We start from the raw sequence: 18,125 nt of genomic DNA, 5'->3' as shown, positions 1-18,125 counted from the left end.
TGTTGGCCGCGACCTTACTTCCGGCTGCGTTCGACGAATTTGTTGAAGCGGCTGGTTTTTCCGCCGCTGGTCTCATCCTGGTAGAGGAAGGCCAGTTCGTTCTCATCGAATATCCTGAAGAACTCATCCCATTCGACGGGCTCGAACGTCTCTTCAGGCTCGCCGAAGTCGATGCGCAGTATGCCGCCCTCGCCCTTGGTGCGCACCACCGCCGGCCGGCCGTCGCGATCCTCGGCCCAACGGCGGATTTCATCATGATCGGTGGTCGTCTTCGATTCAGACATTCCAATCTCCCTTCGATTCCACCGCACACCGCGAGATCCCGGTCCGCATTCCTGCAACCAGCAGATGCATCGCCGGCCGGCATGTGCGCGCGGTTGGTGACTATGGCTCCTAACACCAAGCGCGCTTCGATGTTCCCGTGCCCAAGGCAACGATGCTTTTCGCGAGCGCGGCGCTCCGGGAACTTTGTTGAAGCAAGGGAACAAACCTTTCGCCCGGAAGTTTGGGGCGGCAAAGCCATTCATATGAGGAGTTGTCGTGAAACGTATACTGGTCACGGGAGGCTGCGGTTTTATCGGCCGCCACGTCGCCCAGGAACTCGTTGAACATGGTTATGGAGTTTCAATTCTCGATGTGCTGCTGGACCAGGTGCATGGCGGCGAGGCAATCAGCCTGCCGGCGGGCGCCAAGCTGATCAAAGGCGACGTTCGCGATCGCGACGCCATCACAGAGGCGGTCGAGGATGTCGACGCGATCATTCACCTGGCGGCTGAAGTGGGCGTCGGCCAGTCCATGTACGAGATCGCCCGCTATGTCGGCGCCAACGACCTCGGCACCGCCACGTTGCTGGAGGCACTGATCAAACGGCCGATCGAACGGATCGTCGTTGCTTCCTCGATGAGCGTCTATGGCGAGGGTCTCTACGCCACGCCAGACGGCCGGCGCATCGACAATGCAAGACGGCAGCCGGACGACATCCGCAGCGGCCAATGGAATCCCCTGTCGCCGGAAGGTGAAGTCCTGTCGCCGCTGCCCACCGACGAGCAGAAACCGGTCGACCTCGCCTCGATCTACGCACTGACAAAATACGCCCAGGAACGCGCCGTACTGATCTTCGGCGAAGCCTATGGCGTCGACGCGGTGGCGCTGCGCCTGTTCAATGTCTTCGGCGCCGGACAGGCGCTCTCGAACCCGTATACCGGCGTGTTGGCGAACTTCGCCTCGCGCATCGCCAATGGCCAGCGGCCGCTGATTTTCGAGGATGGCGAGCAGCAGCGCGATTTCGTGCATGTGCGCGACGTTGCCCGCGCCTTCCGGCTGGCGCTGGAACAGCCCCAGGCGCGCAGCCATGTCATCAACATCGGCAGCGGGCAAGCCTACGCGGTCAGCGACGTCGCCCGGCTGCTCGCCGAAGCAATGGGCGTACCTGGCCGCCAGCCGGAAATCCTCGGCAAGGCACGCTCCGGCGATATCCGCAATTGCTTTGCCGACATCTCGAAGGCGCGCGAACTGCTCGGCTTCCAGCCGCAATACCGGCTGGAGCATTCGCTCGGCGATTTCGTCGCATGGGTGCGCAACACCGTCGCCATCGATCGCAGCGCCGAGATGAAGCGGGAACTCGAAGCGCGAGGACTGGTGTCATGAGACCGGATTCACGCAATTTTCGCGAAGCGCCCGTCGCCATTATCGGTGGCAGCGGCTTCATCGGCTCCAACCTCGCCGACAGCCTGTTGTCGGATGGCGAACCGGTGCTGGTCATCGACAATCTGAGCCGTCCCGGCGTCGAGCAGAACTTGGAATGGCTGACGCAAAAGCACGGCAGCCGCCTTACCATCGACATAGCCGACGTCCGCGACGCCGAGGCGCTGATGCCGCTGGTGGCCGGTTCGAAGGCGGTTTTCCACTTTGCCGCGCAGACCGCCGTCACCACGAGCCTGGTTCGGCCGGACGAGGATTTCGACATCAACCTGCGCGGAACGTTCAACGTCCTGGAAGCCGCTCGCCGCAGCGGCAAGCGCATCCCCGTCGTTTTCGCCAGCACCAACAAGGTCTATGGCCGCCTCACCGACCTCGCCATGCGCGAAGAGGACGGCAAATACGCGCCTCGCGACGCGGCCATCCATGCGCACGGCATCGACGAGACGCGCGGCCTCGATTTCTGCACGCCCTATGGCTGCTCCAAGGGCGCGGCGGACCAGTATGTCCTCGACTACGCCAAGTCATACGATTTGCCGACGGCGGTGCTGCGCATGAGCTGCATCTATGGCCCGCGCCAGTTCGGGACGGAGGATCAGGGCTGGGTCGCCCATTTCCTGCTTAGCGCCTTCTCCGACCGGCCGATCACCATCTATGGCGACGGCAAGCAGGTGCGCGACATCCTCCACGTTGCCGACGCGGTCGCGGCTTACCGCGCCGTTCTCGACCGGATCGAGGCAGTCAAGGGCCAGGCATTCAATCTCGGCGGCGGACCGGACAACGCCGTCAGCCTGCGCATGCTGCTGAAGGAGATTCGCGACCTAACGAAACGGGACGTTCCGATCCGTTACGACCGCGAACGCACCGGCGATCAACCGTTCTTCGTCGCTGACACGCGCGCGATCGAGGCGGCGCTGGGATGGAAAGCGCACGTCTCGTGGCAAAACGGCATCCGCGACCTAGCCGACTGGCTGCAGCGTCATCGCCTCGACCCGCATCCCGAACCGGCGAGGTACGTGGCATGAAGGTCGCTCTGGTCAATCCGTCCTGGACGTACCAGGACAGCATCTACTTTGGCTGCCGCCAGCCGCATCTGCCGCTCGAACTCGGCTATTCGAAAGCGCTGCTCGAAGCCGGCGGCCACCTGGTGCTGATGCTGGACGGGCAGATCCAGAAGCTCGACAACGCCGCGCTAGCCGATCGCGTCGCCGCCTTCGAGCCTGACATGACCGTCGTCAGCACCGCGCCGACCTACCTGTTCTGGCGCTGCGCACCTCCCGAGTTGCGCGTGCCGGCCGATTTCCTCAACCATCTTGCCGGGCGCGGCGGCCGCACCGTCGCCGTCGGGCCGCATGGTTCGGCGACGCCGACGCCGACTTTGCGCAAGCTCGGCGTCGACATCGTCGTGCGCGGCGAGTGCGAGGAAGTGGTCGCGGAACTTGCTCGGCGCGACGACTGGAGTGCTGTGCCGTCCACCGCCCATTTCGAGGAAGGAGAACTGGTCTCGAACGGCGGCGTACATGCGAGCTCGTTCATCGATCACCCAGCGCTCGAATGGCCATCGGACTGGATTGCCGCCCATCAGCACCATCATCACCGCTTCGATGACGACCAGGTCGGTTTCGGGGCGGAGGTCGAGGCGTCGCGCGGTTGCCCGTATAATTGCAGCTTCTGCGCCAAGATCGATTTCCGCGATGCCTATCGCCGACGGAACCACGAAGCAGTGATCGCCGAGATCGACCGACTGATCGCACAGGGTGTCGGCTACATCTACTTCATCGATGAGATCTTCCTGCCGCAAAAGGCGCTGCTGGAGGCGCTGGTCGATCGCGATGTGAAGTTCGGCGTGCAGACCCGTATCGACCTCTGGAAGCCGGAACTGCTGAAACTGCTCGGCGCTGCCGGTTGCGTCTCGATCGAAGCGGGCCTCGAAAGCCTGACGGTGGAAGGCCGCGCCATGCTGGCAAAACGCTGCCGGCTGGGCACCGAGGAACTGGCCGCGTTGCTGGTCGACGCAAGGCGCCACGTGCCGTTCGTGCAGGCCAATCTGATCGGCGTGGTCGAGGACGACCCGGCGCTGGTCGACTATTGGCGAAAGCACCTGATCGACAACGGCGTTTGGGCCAACGAGCCGGTGCCGCTTTATCCCTATCCGAGTTCGCCGAGCTATCGCGAACTTTGGGGCGAGCCCGACGATCTCGCCTGGGAGCGCGCGCATGAACATTATCTCGCATCCTTCCGAACGTTCAGCGACATCCAGGAGAAGCGGCCGCGTCCGCTGGCTGAATTGGAGGCCACATGTTGCGGACACTGAGCCCGCGACCGCGGCGTATCCTGATGACTATCGATGCCGTTGGCGGCGTCTGGCGCTATGCACTCGATCTGGCGAGGCAACTGGTCGCCGGCGGCGACAGCGTCGTGCTTGCCGGGCTTGGTCCGGAACCGTCCAGGCAGCAGGCCGAGGACGCCCAGTCATTCGCGGCGCTGACCTGGCTCAACACGCCGCCCGACTGGATGACCCGCAACGAGCACGACCTCGACACATTGCAGCAGGAGCTGCAGCCGCTCATCCGTGACTACGCCATCGAAATCGTCCATCTCAACGCGCCGACCCAGGCCGCGGGGCTCGACGTGCCCTGCCCGATCGTGGCGGTGTCGCATTCCTGCGTGGTGACATGGTTCCACGCCGTCAAGGGACAGGCGGCGGACGGCGAATGGGCCTGGCAGAAGGACCGCAACCGGCGCGGTTTCGACAAAGCAGGCATGGTCGTTGCACCGAGCCGCAGCCATGCGGACATGCTCGAAACCTGCTACGGGCCGATCGCGCGCCTGAGCGTCGTCGGCAACGGCGCACGGCCCGGAGCGAAGAGCGAAAGACGTGAATCGGTCGTTTTCGCCGCCGCGCGTTGGTGGGACGAAGGAAAGAATGCGGCGGTGCTGGACCAGGCCGCTTCCCTCACGCAATGGCCGGTCTTCGTCGCCGGCTCGCTGCAAGGGCCGGACGGCCAGCATGTTGGCTTCAGCCACGCCGTTCCCGTCGGGCCGGTGCCGCATGAGGAAGTGCGCTTGCTGATGGCGCGGGCCGGCATTTTCGTATCGCCGTCGCTCTACGAACCGTTCGGCCTGGCCACGCTGGAAGCCGCGATGTCGAAGACGCCTTTGGTGCTCGCCGATATCTCGACCTATCGCGAATTGTGGGACGGCGCGGCCATGTTCTACGACGCACGCGATCCGGGCGATCTCGCCAGATGCATCAACAGCCTTTGCAGCGACGCGCAGCGCCGGCGAGAGCTCGGTGAGGCAGCGGCTCGCCGAAGCCGCAGATTTTCATTGGCAAGACAGGCGACCGCCATGCGCGGCGTCTACGACAAGGCGGCCCTGGCCACCATGGCGGATAGTTGATCATGCGGTTTTTATTCTACACCCATTCGATCGTTTCCGACTGGAACCACGGCAACGCACATTTCCTGCGCGGCATCATGCGCGAGCTGGTCGCGCGTGGGCACCAGGCGATTGCGCTGGAGCCCGCCGACGGCTGGAGCCGGTCGAACCTGCTGGCCGAGAAAGGGTCCTTCGCGATCGAGCGTTTCCGGAAGGATTTTCCCGAGTTGATGCCGGTCACCTATTACGCCGCCTTCGACCACGAAGCCTGGATCTCCGATGCCGATGTGGTGATCGTGCATGAGTGGACCGAGCCGGACCTTGTCGCGCGGCTGGGAAGGGCGAAAGCAATTGGCGGCCGTTTCACGCTGCTGTTCCACGACACGCACCATCGCGCCATCTCGGCCACGCAAGCGATTTCCGCCTTGCAGCTTGAACATTATGACGGCGTGCTCGCCTTCGGCGAGGCGCTGCGGGAAAGCTATCTTCGCGCCGGATGGGGCAAGCGGGTCTTCACCTGGCACGAGGCAGCCGATGACCATCTGTTCCAGCCCCATCCTGAAATCGAGCGTAGCGCCGACCTGATCTGGATCGGCAATTGGGGCGACGACGAGCGCAGCACCGAAATCAGGGAATTCCTGGTCGACCCGGTGCATGAGCTTGGCCTGAGCGGCACTGTCCACGGCGTCCGCTATCCACGCGAGGCGCTCGCCGACCTTGCGGCCGCCGGCCTGCACTACGAAGGCTGGATCGCCAATGCCGACGTGCCGAAGGCGTTTGCGGCGAGCCGCATCACGGTTCACATCCCGCGGCGTCCATACCGCGAAAGCCTGCCCGGCATCCCGACCATCCGCATGTTCGAGGCGCTCGCCTGTGGCATTCCGCTTGTTTCGGCACCCTGGTCCGATGTCGAAGGCTTGTTCAGGCCCGGCACCGATTTCCTGTTTGCAAACAACGGTTCCGAGATGCGGCGTCATCTTCGCGCCGTGCTGCGTGACGGGGATCTCGCCGCTTCTCTGGCGAGATCGGGCCTCGAGACCATTCGCTCACGGCACACATGCCGGCATCGGGCGGATGAACTGTTCGGCGTGCTCGCCGAATGCGGGCACCGCCAAGCCGCCGACACGATCCTTGCAAAGGAGGCCGCCGAATGAAGATCGCATTTTACGGGTCGAGCCTGCTGTCGTCCTATTGGAACGGCGCGGCCACCTATTACCGCGGACTGCTCAAGGCCCTGGCAAGGCTCGGCTATGACATCATCTTCTACGAGCCGGACGTCTACGATCGCCAGAAGAACCGCGACATCGAAGCGCCGGACTGGTGTGCCGTCGTCGTCTACGAGGCCACTCCGCATGCCATGATGCAGGTGGCGGCGCGGGCGGCGGAGGCAGATATCGTCGTCAAGGCGAGTGGCGTCGGTTTCGCCGACGACGCGCTGTTGCGGGCGGTGCTCGATCACGCCCGTGCCGATGCGCTCACCGTATTCTGGGATGTCGATGCGCCGGCGACGCTTGGCCAGTTGCGCGACGAGCCCGACCATCCGCTGCATCGCGCGCTGCAGGAAATCGACCTCGTGCTGACCTATGGCGGCGGCGACCCGGTGGTCTGGGCTTATCGGGCAATGGGGGCGGCCGAATGCGTGCCGATCTACAATGCGCTCGATCCGGAAACGCATCATCCCGTCGGCAAGGATACGCGCTTTGACTGCGATCTCGCCTTTCTCGGCAACCGGCTGCCGGACCGCGAGGCGCGCGTCGAGGCCTTCTTCCTCGAACCGGCCGGCCGCTCGGCCGATCAGCGCTTCCTGCTCGGCGGATCGGGCTGGGGCGACAAGCAGATGCCCGCCAATGTCCGATGGCTCGGCCATGTCGGCACGCGCGACCACAATGCATTGAACGTCACGGCCAAGGCGGTGCTGAACATCAGCCGCGACAGCATGGCGGCCAATGGCTTTTCACCTGCGACGCGCGTTTTCGAGGCGGCGGGCGCCGGCGCATGCCTCATCACCGACGCCTGGCTCGGTGTAGACCTGTTCCTGAAACCCGGCGAGGAAATCCTGATCGCGCGCGATGGCGAGGACGTCGCCGAGATCATGCAAAGCCTTAGTGCCGAACGGGCCAAGGCGATCGGGACATCGGCGCTTCTGCGGGTGCTTGGCGAACATACCTATACGACACGGGCCGTTTTGGCCGACGCCATCTTCAGGCGCCATTTCGAGCGTCCGACCGTGGAGGCGGCCGAATGACGAAGCCGCTCGACATCGTCTTTCTTGGCCTGTCGCTCTCCTCATCCTGGGGAAACGGCCACGCCACCACCTTTCGGGGGCTGCTCAAAGGTCTCCACGAACTCGGCCACCGCGTCACTTTTCTCGAACGCGACGTGCCGTGGTATGCAAGTCACCGGGATCTGCGCGACCCCGATTTCTGCGCGCTACGCTACTACGAAACGACCGATGATCTTCGCCGCAATTTTGCGCGCTGCCTGCGCGATGCCGATATCGTGGTCGTCGGCTCCTTCGTTCCGGAAGGCGCGGAAATCATCGACGTCGTGGCATCGCTGTGCACGGGTCAGTTCTGCTTCTACGACATCGACACGCCGGTCACGCTGGCAAAGCTTTCAACCGATGATTGCGAGTATATTGCCAGACGGCAGGTCCCGTATTTCGACGTCTACTTCTCGTTCACCGGCGGGCCGACGCTTGCCCGTCTGACGGCGGAATTCGGCGCGAGGCGGGCCGAGCCGCTCTACTGCTCCGTCGACCCGGAACGGCATCATGGAACCGGCGATCCAATCCGCTGGGATCTCGGCTATCTCGGCACCTACAGCCCCGACCGCCAGGCGACGCTGGAGGCCTTGCTGTTTGAACCGGCGCGTCGCATTCCGGAGCGCCGCTTCGTCGTGGCAGGTTCGCAATATCCGCGCGAAATCGCCTGGCCGGACAATGTGGATCGCATCGAACACCTGCCGCCGGCGGACCACGCGGCCTTTTACAGCCGCCAACGCTACACTTTGAACGTCACGCGCAGTTCCATGATCGCGGCCGGATGGTCGCCCAGTGTGCGCCTCTTCGAGGCAGCCGCCTGCGGCACGGCGATCATCAGCGATAGCTGGGCCGGACTGGACAGCCTGTTTCCGGAGCGGACGATCCACACCGCGCGCAGGACCGAGGACGTAATCGGTATCCTGTCTGGGGAATCCGACGGCGCCCGGCTTGCCATGGCCAAGCAGGCGCGCGTGCTCATCCTGGCAGCTCACACAAGCATCGCAAGAGCCCGCGAATTCATTTCGCTGCTGGCGCAGGCCAAATCGCCACGTTCTGTTCTCGATCTGGATGTCGAGAGCGCAGCATGACCCGCAGACGGGAGAAGATAGAGATGCAGCTATCAAGAAAGGTGCAACGGACTAAGACCGTGCTTGTCGCGGGCGGCGCAGGCTTCCTCGGTTCGCATCTTTGCGAGACAATGCTCCAGGCCGGCTGGCGCGTGATCTGCGTCGACAATTTCCTTACCGGCCGCATGGAGAACATAGCATCGATCGCCGATCGTCCGGATTTTCGGCTGATCAAGCAAGACATTTGCCGGCCGCTGGAGCTTAGCGAACCGGTGGACCGCATCTTCAACATGGCGTGCGCGGCCTCGCCGCCGCGTTACCAGGCCGACCCGGTCCATACGACGCGGACTTGCGTTATCGGGACACTCAATCTGCTGGAGCTCGCCGCTCGTAATGGCGCCCGGTTCCTGCAGGCGTCCACCAGCGAAATTTATGGCGATCCCGAACAGCATCCGCAGAAGGAGGACTATGTCGGCCACGTGAACTGCATCGGCCCCCGCGCCTGCTATGACGAAGGCAAGCGTACCGCCGAAACCTTGTGTTTCGACTATTTGAGAATGGGAAAAGCCGATATCCGCGTCGCGCGTATCTTCAACACCTATGGTCCAAGGATGGACCCTGCGGACGGACGGATCGTTTCCAATCTGATCATGCAGGCACTCGAGAGACGGCCGCTGACGATATTCGGCGACGGACTGCAGACCAGATCGTTCTGCTATGTTTCCGATCTGGTCGACGGCTTGATGCGGTTGATGGAGGTCGATCCCAATCCGCGGCAGCCCGTCAATCTGGGCAATCCAGGGGAGTTCACCATCCTGCAACTGGCGAGCCTGGTGAGAGGCATGACCGCAACCAAATCGGGCCTGAAATTCCTGCCGCTGCCGCAAGACGATCCTCGTCGTCGGCAACCCGACATTTCCCGTGCAAGGAAGCTTCTCGGCTGGTCGCCGAAAGTGCCGCTCAGGCAGGGTTTGATGCGCACAATCGGCTATTTTGCCGAGCTTGAGGCGGCGCAGATGATCGACAGAAGACGTCGAATTGCCCCCGCCGTGCGTTCTGCATCAGGCCGGCTGCAAAACCTGCCGGCCTGACGGCCGGGAGCGTCTGACCGCTGCTTGATTGTGCGGTCGTTGCGGATTTGGTCACTTTTTCTCGTCGCGGGAACAACCCGTCCAGCTTCTGGTTTTGCCAAGGTACCGGCATGGAGACGATTGTGCATCCGAAGCGATCCGCCAAAGACATCGAGCAAATGGCCGCAAAGGAGACGGCTGCCTTCCTGCGCCGCGCCTCCATCACCTATCTGGAATGTTGTGTGAGCCTGATGATGACGCATCTTCAGCGCGAGGAAGTAGCGGCCATCCTCGAAAAGGAAGCGGATATGCTGCGCAGGCTGGACTGATGCTGGTCGAAGGGCCGCAGGTCGCCTTGGCATTCCAGGAAACGAAGCAGCGCGGCAGCGTAACGTCTTGCCGCGGCCGTCAACCGGATCTGTTCCCGATCATCGCCAGATCGTGCCGCCATGCTCCACAAGCCAAGCTGGAAGGCGAGATAGCAGGGCTCGTAGTAGTGGACCAGATTGGCATCGACGGGACGAGACGTAGTCGCCTCGACAGCGTTGCACAGTGCCGCAGTCGCTGCGTCGGAGAGGCTGTACTCGACACGGGCGCCGGCAATGTCCCAGGCGATGTCCTGGCAGCCGATCAGATCGTGCGATCGGCAATGGTCGAGGGCGTCCGTCTTGACCAGCGTTCCGCTGCGCGAAAGGATGAACTCCCACGGATGAAGCCGCCCGTCGATCTCGACCCGCTGCATGGTCTTGGGTGGAACCTGTTTCGAGAACCAGTTCCGCAACTCCGTGGCACGGCCTTCGCCCAGCGCTTCGTTTGTATTCTGCACGGCCATGGCGGCAAGCGCCTCTAGCGAGGCACCCGGCTCGGAGGCGGGCAGATTGGCTGCGCGCCAGGCCAGATAACATCCGAGATGCGCGACTAGTTTTCCTGTCGAAAGCCTTGCCCGGTCCAGCGTTGTGCCGTCGATCCAGCGTTCGACGAGAAAGCCATGGCACAGCCCGGCGACGTCCGGGCCAAACCCTGCGACATGCAGCCTCCGGGCAGTCTCGGCCTTGTGCATTCCGATTTCACCGAGGCCGACGAATTTGACCGACCATTTTTCCCGGCCCGCAGAGGCAAGAAACTTTCGCCGCTCGAAGCCGCGGTGAACGGGTGGCCAATGATCCTGCGAGCCATAGTGCAAGTGACGCCACTCCCCGGCGGATGTTTCCGTCAGCTTGACCGCTGTGCTGCCGATCGTCCTGGCCACCCAATCCCGCAGCGCCGGGACAGCGGATCCAGCGGTGAAAGTCCGCTCGAAATCCGCCGTGTGTTTTTGGCAAACCGTCCACGCCTCACGGCCGTCCGCCGATGCTTCGGGACCCGGGCCACCCAAATGGCTGGGGAACAGATGGAAGCGCCTGGCACCGATGCCCAGCGCTTGTAACCATGTGACGACGGCGTGGAACGAGCTGCCGGACAGGCCTGGGCCCTCATCGACGACAGCGAAATGGGCCGACGGCCTTGTCCTCCAGCCGCCGATCAACTCTGGATCGGCGGCAAGCCGCCGGCGAAACGGATGACCGGCCGGTCGGACGCTGACGGGTGCCGGTGCGCCGATGGCCGCCGCCACCATCGCTGCCAGCCCCAGGCCGATGCTGCGGATGCCGATCACGCATGTGTTAGCATCGAGACCCGACTGCCGTGCGGCGACGAAATAGCTCTCCGGATAGAGCGCGTAATGGGCATAGCCCTCGGCCGTGCCGATGAGGATTTCGCCATCGCAATCGAGTTCGGCCAGCATTCGCGGCACTTCGGCATCGACCGGGCCGTCGATAGCGAATCCGGCGTCCCACGATCTGCCCACGTCCCGGGCCAAGCCGACCAGGAGGTTCGCGCCCACGATCCGCTGTGGGGAAATCCTGTCCGTGCCGTTGGCCTCGAATTCCGCGTCGGCAAGGCCCTGGACCAATTCCGAAGCCTTGATGAACAGGCCGACCAGTGCTGCGTGCCGTCCGATCCCGCTTGGCATGTCCGCAATGTGCCCGGCCGCTTCGCAGGCCGAGGCGCGAACATATCGCGCGCTCCGCATTTGCTTGTGGTCGCCATAGACGATCATTGTCGGTCCCGGTTGGCCTCACTCCCAGCTGCACAACTCGGTGGGCGCTACTTTGATCCACCATCGGTTGCACGATTTTTGCAGCCGGCAAGGAACAATCAGCGAGGCAGGTGGTTTGGCACGAAGAACTTACCTTCAACAGCATAGGCAGCGGTTTCGTGGGATCGAAGAAAGTTCGGATCGGAATAGTAGGGGTGGGCAACTGCGCCTCCTCTCTTGTACAGGGCATCACCTATTACCGCGACGCAAGGAGCAATGAACCCATACCCGGGCTGATGCATGCCGATCTTGGCGGCTACCACGTCAAGGACATCGAGGTGGTCTGCGCTTTCGATGTCGCCAAGGGCAAGGTCGGACGCGATGTGGCAGACGCGATCTACAGCGCGCCGAACAATACTTTCCGCTTTGCCAATGTCGCGCCTGTCGGCGCTCGCGTCGAACGCGGACCGACGCTGGACGGCATCGGCAAATATCTGCGCGACGAGATCGAGGAGGCCGACGAGCCGGTCGCCAACGTCGGCAAGATCCTCGCCGAGAGCGGCGCCGAAATCCTGGTGTCCTATCTGCCAGTCGGTTCGGAGGAGGCAACGCGCTTTTACGCCGAGTGCGCGCTCGAGGCGGGCTGCGCCTTCGTCAACTGCATACCCGTCTTCATCGCCTCGCGGCCGGAGTGGCGCCGACGCTTCGAGCAGCACGGCCTGCCGCTGATCGGCGACGACATCAAGAGCCAGGTCGGTGCGACGATCGTCCACCGGCTGCTCGCCAACCTGTTCCGTGAGCGCGGCGTGCGCATCGATCGCACCTACCAGCTCAATTTCGGCGGCAATACCGACTTCCTCAACATGCTGGAGCGTGAGCGGCTGGAATCGAAGAAGATCTCAAAGACGCAATCCGTCACCAGCCAGCTCGACGTTCCCCTGGAGCCCGGCAACATTCACGTCGGGCCGAGCGACCATGTCCCGTGGCTGACCGACCGCAAGTGGGCCTATATCCGGGTCGAGGGCACGACCTTCGGCGGTGTGCCGCTGAATGCCGAGCTCAAGCTGGAAGTGTGGGATTCGCCCAATTCCGCCGGCGTCGTCATCGATGCGGTGCGTTGCGCCAAGCTGGCACTCGACCGCGGTATCGCAGGCGCGCTGACCGGTCCCTGCAGCTATTTCATGAAATCGCCGCCCGAGCAGTTCACCGACGCGGAAGCCCGCCAGCGCACGCTCTCTTTCATCGCCGGTAAGGACGAGCCGATGCTCGATGCCGCCGAATGACGACGACGTTTTTTCTTGTGCGCCACGCCGCGCACGACAATGTCGGCCGTTATCTTGCCGGACGGATGGCTGGCGTGTGCCTCGGCGAAGCCGGCAAGGCACAGGCCTCGCACCTGGCAGAGCGCATGGCACGCGAGGCGATAGCGGCAGTCTTCTGCAGCCCGCGCGAACGCACGCAGGAGACGGCCAATCCGATCGCGGTCGTCTGCAATGCCGGTGAAATCGTGATCCGCGAGGAACTCGATGAGATCGACTTCGGCACCTGGTCGGGAAAGACCTTCGAGGAGTTAAACCAGGATGCCGACTGGCGGGTGTGGAACGACCAGCGCCAGCAGGCGAGAACACCGAGCGGCGAGACCATGCTGGACGTGCAGCAACGCGTCGTCTCGCTGATCGAGCAGGTCCGCGGCACCTACCAGAACCAGTGCGTCGCGCTGGTCAGCCATGCTGACGTCATCAAGGCCGCGGTGTGCAAAGTGCTCGGCCTGTCGCTGGGAAACTGCTTTCGCCTCGATATCGACCCAGCGTCGATCACCACAGTTGTTTGGGGAGACTGGGGGTCGAAGCTGATTAGACTCAACGAAGCTGCCTGACGAGGAATTGCCGGATGCGCATGGTCATTTTCGGTCTTACCGTGACATCGTCGTGGGGCAATGGGCACGCCACGCTGTGGCGCGGATTGATCCGGGCGATGGCCGGGCTGGGCTGGTCCATCACCTTCTTTGAACGCAACACTCCCTATTATGCCGGGACGCGCGACCTCGACCAGTTGGATGGCGGCAACCTTGTCCTTTACCCGGATTGGGAGGACATCCAGCGCGTTGCCGAGCAGGCGATGAATGAGGCCGATGTGGTCATTGTCACCTCCTATTGCCCCGATGCCGTGAGCGCGTCGCGCCTTGCCCACCAGGCCTGTCACGGGCTGAAGGTGTTCTACGATCTGGACACGCCGGTGACGCTGGCCCGGATCGAACAAGGTGAGCCTCCGGCTTATTTCGGGCCGGAAGGGCTTCGCGATTTCGATCTCGTGCTGAGCTACACGGGAGGAACCGCGATCGACGCATTGAGGTCGATGCTGGGTGCACGCCGCGTCATGCCGCTCTACGGCCATGTCGATCCAGAGCGACATCGGCCCGCCCCGCCCAGGCCGGAGTTTGCCGGCGACCTTTCCTATCTCGGGACCTATGCGGCAGACCGCCAGGCCGGGGTCGAAAGGCTGCTGGTCAGTCCGGCTGCGCGCCTGCCGGATCGCCGTTTCCTTATTGGCGGCGCACAATATCCGCAAGAATTCCCGTGGAGCGACAATATCTTCTTCGTCCGGCATCTGCCGCCGGCCGACCACCCCGCCTTCTTTTCATCATCACGGCTGACCCTGAACGTGACCCGCGAGGCGATGGCCAAACGGGGCTGGTGTCCTTCCGGCCGGCTGTTCGAAGCCGCCGCTTGCGGTGCTGCGATGGTGAGCGACACATGGCCCGGACTGGAGGCCTTTTTCCGGCCCGGTGAAGAGATCGTCGTGGCCAACAGCACCGACGACGTGGTCGCCGCGCTCGACCTGTCCGACGCCGAGCTTGACGCGATCCGCCGCTGTGCGCGCGAGCGGGTGCTGGACGAACACACCTCGGCGCGACGCGCGAAGGAATTCGACCGCATCCTGTCCGATGCACTGCACGGCTCCACGCATGGCGAGCCGTTGAAGGAGGCAGTTTGATGTTGGGCATCGTGCCCGCAGCCGGACGGGGAAGCCGCATCCAGCCGCTCGGCTTTTCGAAGGAGCTTCTGCCGGTCGGCAGCCGCATCGACGGCAACACCGAGCGGCCTTGCGCGGTCAGTGAATATTTGGTGCGCCGCATGGTGCGCGCGGGGGCCGACAAGATCTGCTTCGTCATCGGCTCGGGTAAGTCGGATATCCTCGAATATTATTCTGCCGGCTATGCCGACGCGACTGCACTGTTTGTGGTGCAGCCCTCTCCGGTCGGCCTTTGCGACGCCATCTTCCGCGCCGCGCCGCTCGTCGCAGCCGACGAGACCGTTCTGGTCGGGCTGCCCGATACAATCTGGTTTCCCGAAGACGGTTTCCTGGCCCTCCCGGACGACGGCCTGTCCTTCCTGCTGTTTCCGGTGGACCAGCCGGAGTTCTTCGATGCCGTCGTTGTCGACCAGGACGATCGGGTGAAGCAAATCCAGGTCAAGCAGCAGAATGCCCAATCGAACTGGATCTGGGGTGCGTTCAAGATGCCCGGGCGCACCCTTCACCAACTCGCGGCGCTGTGGCGGGAACGGGACCGGTGCGACGAATATATCGGCACGCTGGTCAACGCCTATCTCGCCGCCGGAGGCGAAGCCTATGGCATCAAGGCTGGCACCGCCTATGTCGACGTCGGCACCTTCAACGGCTACCGCACCGCACTGCGGCTGCTTGAAAGCGCCGCCGGTACCAAGGACGACCAAGCCGCCATTACACTGCCAGGCCACCAGCACGTTCCTATCCTCGCAGGCGAAGGAGGCTAGCCATGCTGCATTCCGATGCCGAAATCCGCCGCCGTATCGACGCGCTCGGCCCATGGTTCCACAATATGGAACTGGCCGGCATCGAAACCGCTCCCGACCATTTCCTTGGCAACTATCCGCTAATCAAATGGCGCAAATTCGCCGACGCGATTCCCGCCGATCTTTCCGGCAAGGCGGTGCTCGACATAGGCTGCAATGCGGGTTTCTATTCGATCGAGATGAAACGCCGCGGCGCCGGCCGCGTGCTTGGCATCGATTTCGATGAGGCTTACCTGGCGCAGGCGCGCTTTGCCGCCGAGGTAGCGGACTGCGACATCGAATTCCGGCAGCTCTCGGTCTACGACGTTGGCGCGTTGCGCGAGCGGTTCGACATCGTGCTGTTCATGGGCGTGCTCTACCATTTGCGCCATCCTTTGCTTGCACTCGATCTGATCCGGGAGCATGTCGCCGACGACCTGATGATCTTCCAGTCGATGCAGCGCGGCAGCACCAACGTGCCGGCGCTCGAGCAGAACTATCATTTCTGGACCCACGACCTGTTCGACCGGCCGGAGTTCCCAAAGCTGCATTTCATCGAGCATCGTTACGCCGACGACCCGACCAACTGGTGGATTCCCAATCGCGCCTGCACCGAAGCCATGCTGCGCAGCGCCGGCTTCGAGATCGTGCTGCAACCGGAGCAGGAGGTCTATTTCTGCCGCACCGCCGACGTACCGGCCGGCGGCGGCGCCGTCTACCCGTCGAAAGGACAGATAAATGATTGAAGCCGCGATGATCTGGAACGAGCCCAACAACAAATCCCACTGGGATCCCGAGCTCGACCCCGACTGGAGCCGCTTCGCCACTACGGCAATCCTGGCCGCCGACGCGATCGCGTCGGAGAATTCCGCCTTGACCAAAGTCCTTGGCGGCATCTCGCCGATCGATGCCGGCTTCATGACAAGGATGAAGGAGTTCGGCGTGCTCGATCATGTCGACGCGGTCGCCGTGCACGGCTTTCCGCTCGACTGGAACCTCTGGCAGATCCACGAATGGCCGCAGAAGATCGGCGAGATCTCGGCCGTTACCGATCTTCCGGTATGGGTCAGCGAGGTCGGCGTATCGACCTTCGGCGCCGAAGAAGTACAGGTCTGGGGCCTGCGCCGGACCGCGGAATTGCTGATCGGCAACGCACCGCGCATCCAATGGTACAGCCTCTACGACCTGCCGCGCGAGTGGGAAGCGACGACGCGCCATCGCGAGGCGGAAGGCTCTTCCTATTATCGCCATTTCTACATGGGCCTGCTTCGCCAGGACGGCACGCCAAAGCCCGCGCTCGAGGAGTTCCTGCACCATACCCCGGCAATGGGACTGGTGCAGTGGTTCCATTTCGAAGATCACCGGCTGGACGACGCCGTTGCCTGGATGAAACGCCTCGGCGTCACCAATCTGCGCACCGGGCTTTCCTGGGCCGACAGCTTCAGGCCGAACGCGCTTGACTGGTTCGACAGGCAGATGGAGGCGTTGGCCGACTTCGACGTGACCGTTACTTTCTGCTTCACGCCGGAACACCGCGGAATGATGCCGCACCACAGCAGCCCGCCGCTGGTGCCGGAGGAATTCGCCGAGTTCTGCGCGGCAATGACGCGCCGCTATTCCGGCAGCATCGCTGCCCCTTCCGTCGGCAGGCTGCGCGCCTCCGCAGCGTGAGGAGCTTCGGCTCTCCAGCCATGACGCTCACCGTCCTCAACGTCGCCTATCCCCTCGCCCCGGTGGGGCCGGATGCGGTCGGCGGCGCCGAGCAGGTGCTGTCGATGCTCGACCAGGCGCTCGTACAGACCGGACACCGCTCGATCGTGATCGGCTGCCGGGGCTCGAGCGCTGCGGGTGTCCTCATCGAGACGCCGGCCGAACCGGGCGTGCTCGATGAAGCGGCGAAGCGCCGGGCGCAGCGTGCTCATCGCGCTTCAATTGCTACCGCGCGCGCCCGCTGGCCGATCGACGTGGTGCATTTGCACGGTATCGATTTCGACGCCTATCTGCCGGGCGACGGGCCGACATTGGTGACCCTGCATTTGCCGCTCGACTGGTATCCGGCCGACGCTCTCAATCCGGCGCGGGAGGATCTGTGGCTGCATGCGGTATCGGCGGCTCAGCAAAGAACCGCGCCACCGGGAGCCAGGCTCATCGAACCGATCCCAAACGGAGTGGACATCGACGCGCTGAGCGACCCGCAGGCCAAACGCGACTTTGCGCTCGTGCTCAGCCGCGTCTGCCCGGAAAAGGGCATCCATCTGGCGCTGGACGCAGCCAAGAAGGCCGGTGTGCCGCTGGTCGTCGGCGGCAAAGTCTACCTCTACGAAACGCACACCGCGTATTTTCGCGACGAGGTCGAACCCCGGCTGGACGACCGGCGCCGCTTCCTTGGTCCGCTCGGCTTTGTCGCCAAGCGGCGCCTGCTGAACACAGCCCGCTGCCTGGTCATTCCGAGCCTTGCCGCGGAAACCAGTTCGCTCGTCGCCATGGAGGCGCTCGCCTGCGGCACCCCCGTGGTGGCCTTCCCGAATGGCGCACTACCGGATGTGGTCGAGCACGGCAAGACCGGGTATCTGGTCGGGGATGTCGACGAGATGGCGCAAGCCATCGTTGCCGCACCCGGCCTGGACCCCGAGACCTGCCGGGCCGAGGCGCGGCGGCGGTTTTCACTCGATCGCATGGTTTCCTCCTACACGGACGCCTATCGGGCGCTGGCACGGCTCGGCACAGACAGCGGGCAGCTCGCGACGGCGAGGTGAG

Annotated in this window: 18 protein-coding genes; 16 read left to right on the top strand and 2 right to left on the bottom strand. The window is 63.7% G+C overall.

From position 1 onward, the window contains the following. Window positions 1-14 precede the first annotated feature (14 nt). A complete protein-coding gene (locus NKJ46_RS00205) occupies window positions 15-284 on the bottom strand; it encodes a hypothetical protein (protein ID WP_352467978.1) in 270 nt (89 codons plus the stop codon). Window positions 285-540: 256 nt separating this feature from the next. On the opposite strand from NKJ46_RS00205, the gene NKJ46_RS00200 reads away from it, so the two are divergent. From NKJ46_RS00200 to NKJ46_RS00160, 9 genes are all read left to right on the top strand, one after another. Then, complete coding sequence (locus NKJ46_RS00200) at window positions 541-1,647, top strand: NAD-dependent epimerase/dehydratase family protein (RefSeq protein WP_352660368.1); 1,107 nt, start codon at window positions 541-543, stop codon at window positions 1,645-1,647. Then, a complete protein-coding gene (locus NKJ46_RS00195; protein WP_352660365.1) occupies window positions 1,644-2,723 on the top strand; it encodes an NAD-dependent epimerase/dehydratase family protein in 1,080 nt (359 codons plus the stop codon). Before NKJ46_RS00200 ends, NKJ46_RS00195 begins: the two co-directional genes overlap by 4 nt. Beyond that, window positions 2,720-4,012 carry a TIGR04295 family B12-binding domain-containing radical SAM protein gene (locus NKJ46_RS00190; RefSeq protein ID WP_352660362.1) on the top strand — a complete coding sequence of 431 codons (1,293 nt, stop codon included), beginning with the start codon at window positions 2,720-2,722 and terminating at the stop codon, window positions 4,010-4,012. The genes NKJ46_RS00195 and NKJ46_RS00190 overlap by 4 nt, the downstream gene beginning before the upstream one ends. A gap of 23 nt (window positions 4,013-4,035) precedes the next feature. Beyond that, window positions 4,036-5,100 carry a glycosyltransferase family 4 protein gene (locus NKJ46_RS00185; protein WP_352660360.1) on the top strand — a complete coding sequence of 355 codons (1,065 nt, stop codon included), beginning with the start codon at window positions 4,036-4,038 and terminating at the stop codon, window positions 5,098-5,100. Between the two features lie 2 nt (window positions 5,101-5,102). Then, window positions 5,103-6,233 (top strand): CgeB family protein, encoded by a 1,131-nt coding sequence (locus NKJ46_RS00180; protein ID WP_352660358.1) that lies wholly within the window; start codon window positions 5,103-5,105, stop codon window positions 6,231-6,233. Next, on the top strand, window positions 6,230-7,324 hold the full coding sequence (locus tag NKJ46_RS00175; RefSeq protein ID WP_352660355.1) for a CgeB family protein: 1,095 nt from the start codon (window positions 6,230-6,232) through the stop codon (window positions 7,322-7,324). The genes NKJ46_RS00180 and NKJ46_RS00175 overlap by 4 nt, the downstream gene beginning before the upstream one ends. Continuing rightward, window positions 7,321-8,430 (top strand): CgeB family protein, encoded by a 1,110-nt coding sequence (locus NKJ46_RS00170; RefSeq protein WP_352660352.1) that lies wholly within the window; start codon window positions 7,321-7,323, stop codon window positions 8,428-8,430. The genes NKJ46_RS00175 and NKJ46_RS00170 overlap by 4 nt, the downstream gene beginning before the upstream one ends. A 23-nt stretch (window positions 8,431-8,453) precedes the next feature. Continuing rightward, window positions 8,454-9,500, top strand: coding sequence for a UDP-glucuronic acid decarboxylase family protein (locus NKJ46_RS00165; RefSeq protein ID WP_352660349.1), 1,047 nt, complete (start codon window positions 8,454-8,456; stop codon window positions 9,498-9,500). Between the two features lie 110 nt (window positions 9,501-9,610). Beyond that, complete coding sequence (locus NKJ46_RS00160; protein ID WP_023676132.1) at window positions 9,611-9,808, top strand: hypothetical protein; 198 nt, start codon at window positions 9,611-9,613, stop codon at window positions 9,806-9,808. On the opposite strand, the gene NKJ46_RS00155 is transcribed toward NKJ46_RS00160, so the two are convergent. After that, on the bottom strand, window positions 9,745-11,490 hold the full coding sequence (locus tag NKJ46_RS00155; RefSeq protein WP_352660346.1) for a hypothetical protein: 1,746 nt from the start codon (window positions 11,488-11,490) through the stop codon (window positions 9,745-9,747). The genes NKJ46_RS00160 and NKJ46_RS00155 overlap by 64 nt on opposite strands. 245 nt (window positions 11,491-11,735) lie before the next feature. Between NKJ46_RS00155 and NKJ46_RS00150 the strand changes: the two genes are divergently transcribed. The 7 genes from NKJ46_RS00150 to NKJ46_RS00120 are packed head-to-tail and all read left to right on the top strand — an operon-like array spanning window position 11,736 to window position 18,124. Continuing rightward, window positions 11,736-12,839, top strand: coding sequence for an inositol-3-phosphate synthase (locus NKJ46_RS00150; RefSeq protein ID WP_352660343.1), 1,104 nt, complete (start codon window positions 11,736-11,738; stop codon window positions 12,837-12,839). Continuing rightward, complete coding sequence (locus tag NKJ46_RS00145; protein WP_352660340.1) at window positions 12,836-13,432, top strand: histidine phosphatase family protein; 597 nt, start codon at window positions 12,836-12,838, stop codon at window positions 13,430-13,432. Before NKJ46_RS00150 ends, NKJ46_RS00145 begins: the two co-directional genes overlap by 4 nt. Window positions 13,433-13,446: 14 nt before the next feature. After that, a complete protein-coding gene (locus NKJ46_RS00140; RefSeq protein ID WP_352660337.1) occupies window positions 13,447-14,550 on the top strand; it encodes a CgeB family protein in 1,104 nt (367 codons plus the stop codon). Further along, entirely contained in the window at window positions 14,550-15,350 is an 801-nt protein-coding gene (locus NKJ46_RS00135) for a nucleotidyltransferase family protein (protein ID WP_352660334.1), read from the top strand. The genes NKJ46_RS00140 and NKJ46_RS00135 overlap by 1 nt, the downstream gene beginning before the upstream one ends. A gap of 2 nt (window positions 15,351-15,352) precedes the next feature. Continuing rightward, window positions 15,353-16,114 (top strand): TIGR04290 family methyltransferase, encoded by a 762-nt coding sequence (locus tag NKJ46_RS00130; protein ID WP_352660331.1) that lies wholly within the window; start codon window positions 15,353-15,355, stop codon window positions 16,112-16,114. Then, complete coding sequence (locus NKJ46_RS00125) at window positions 16,107-17,039, top strand: glycoside hydrolase 5 family protein (protein ID WP_352660328.1); 933 nt, start codon at window positions 16,107-16,109, stop codon at window positions 17,037-17,039. Before NKJ46_RS00130 ends, NKJ46_RS00125 begins: the two co-directional genes overlap by 8 nt. 20 nt (window positions 17,040-17,059) lie before the next feature. Then, a complete protein-coding gene (locus tag NKJ46_RS00120) occupies window positions 17,060-18,124 on the top strand; it encodes a glycosyltransferase family 4 protein (protein ID WP_352660325.1) in 1,065 nt (354 codons plus the stop codon). Window position 18,125 lies beyond the last annotated feature (1 nt).

The sequence above is a fragment of the Mesorhizobium sp. M0166 genome (genome assembly GCF_040322255.1).
GTDB lineage: Bacteria > Pseudomonadota > Alphaproteobacteria > Rhizobiales > Rhizobiaceae > Mesorhizobium.
This window is presented reverse-complemented; position numbering and strand designations above follow the sequence as displayed.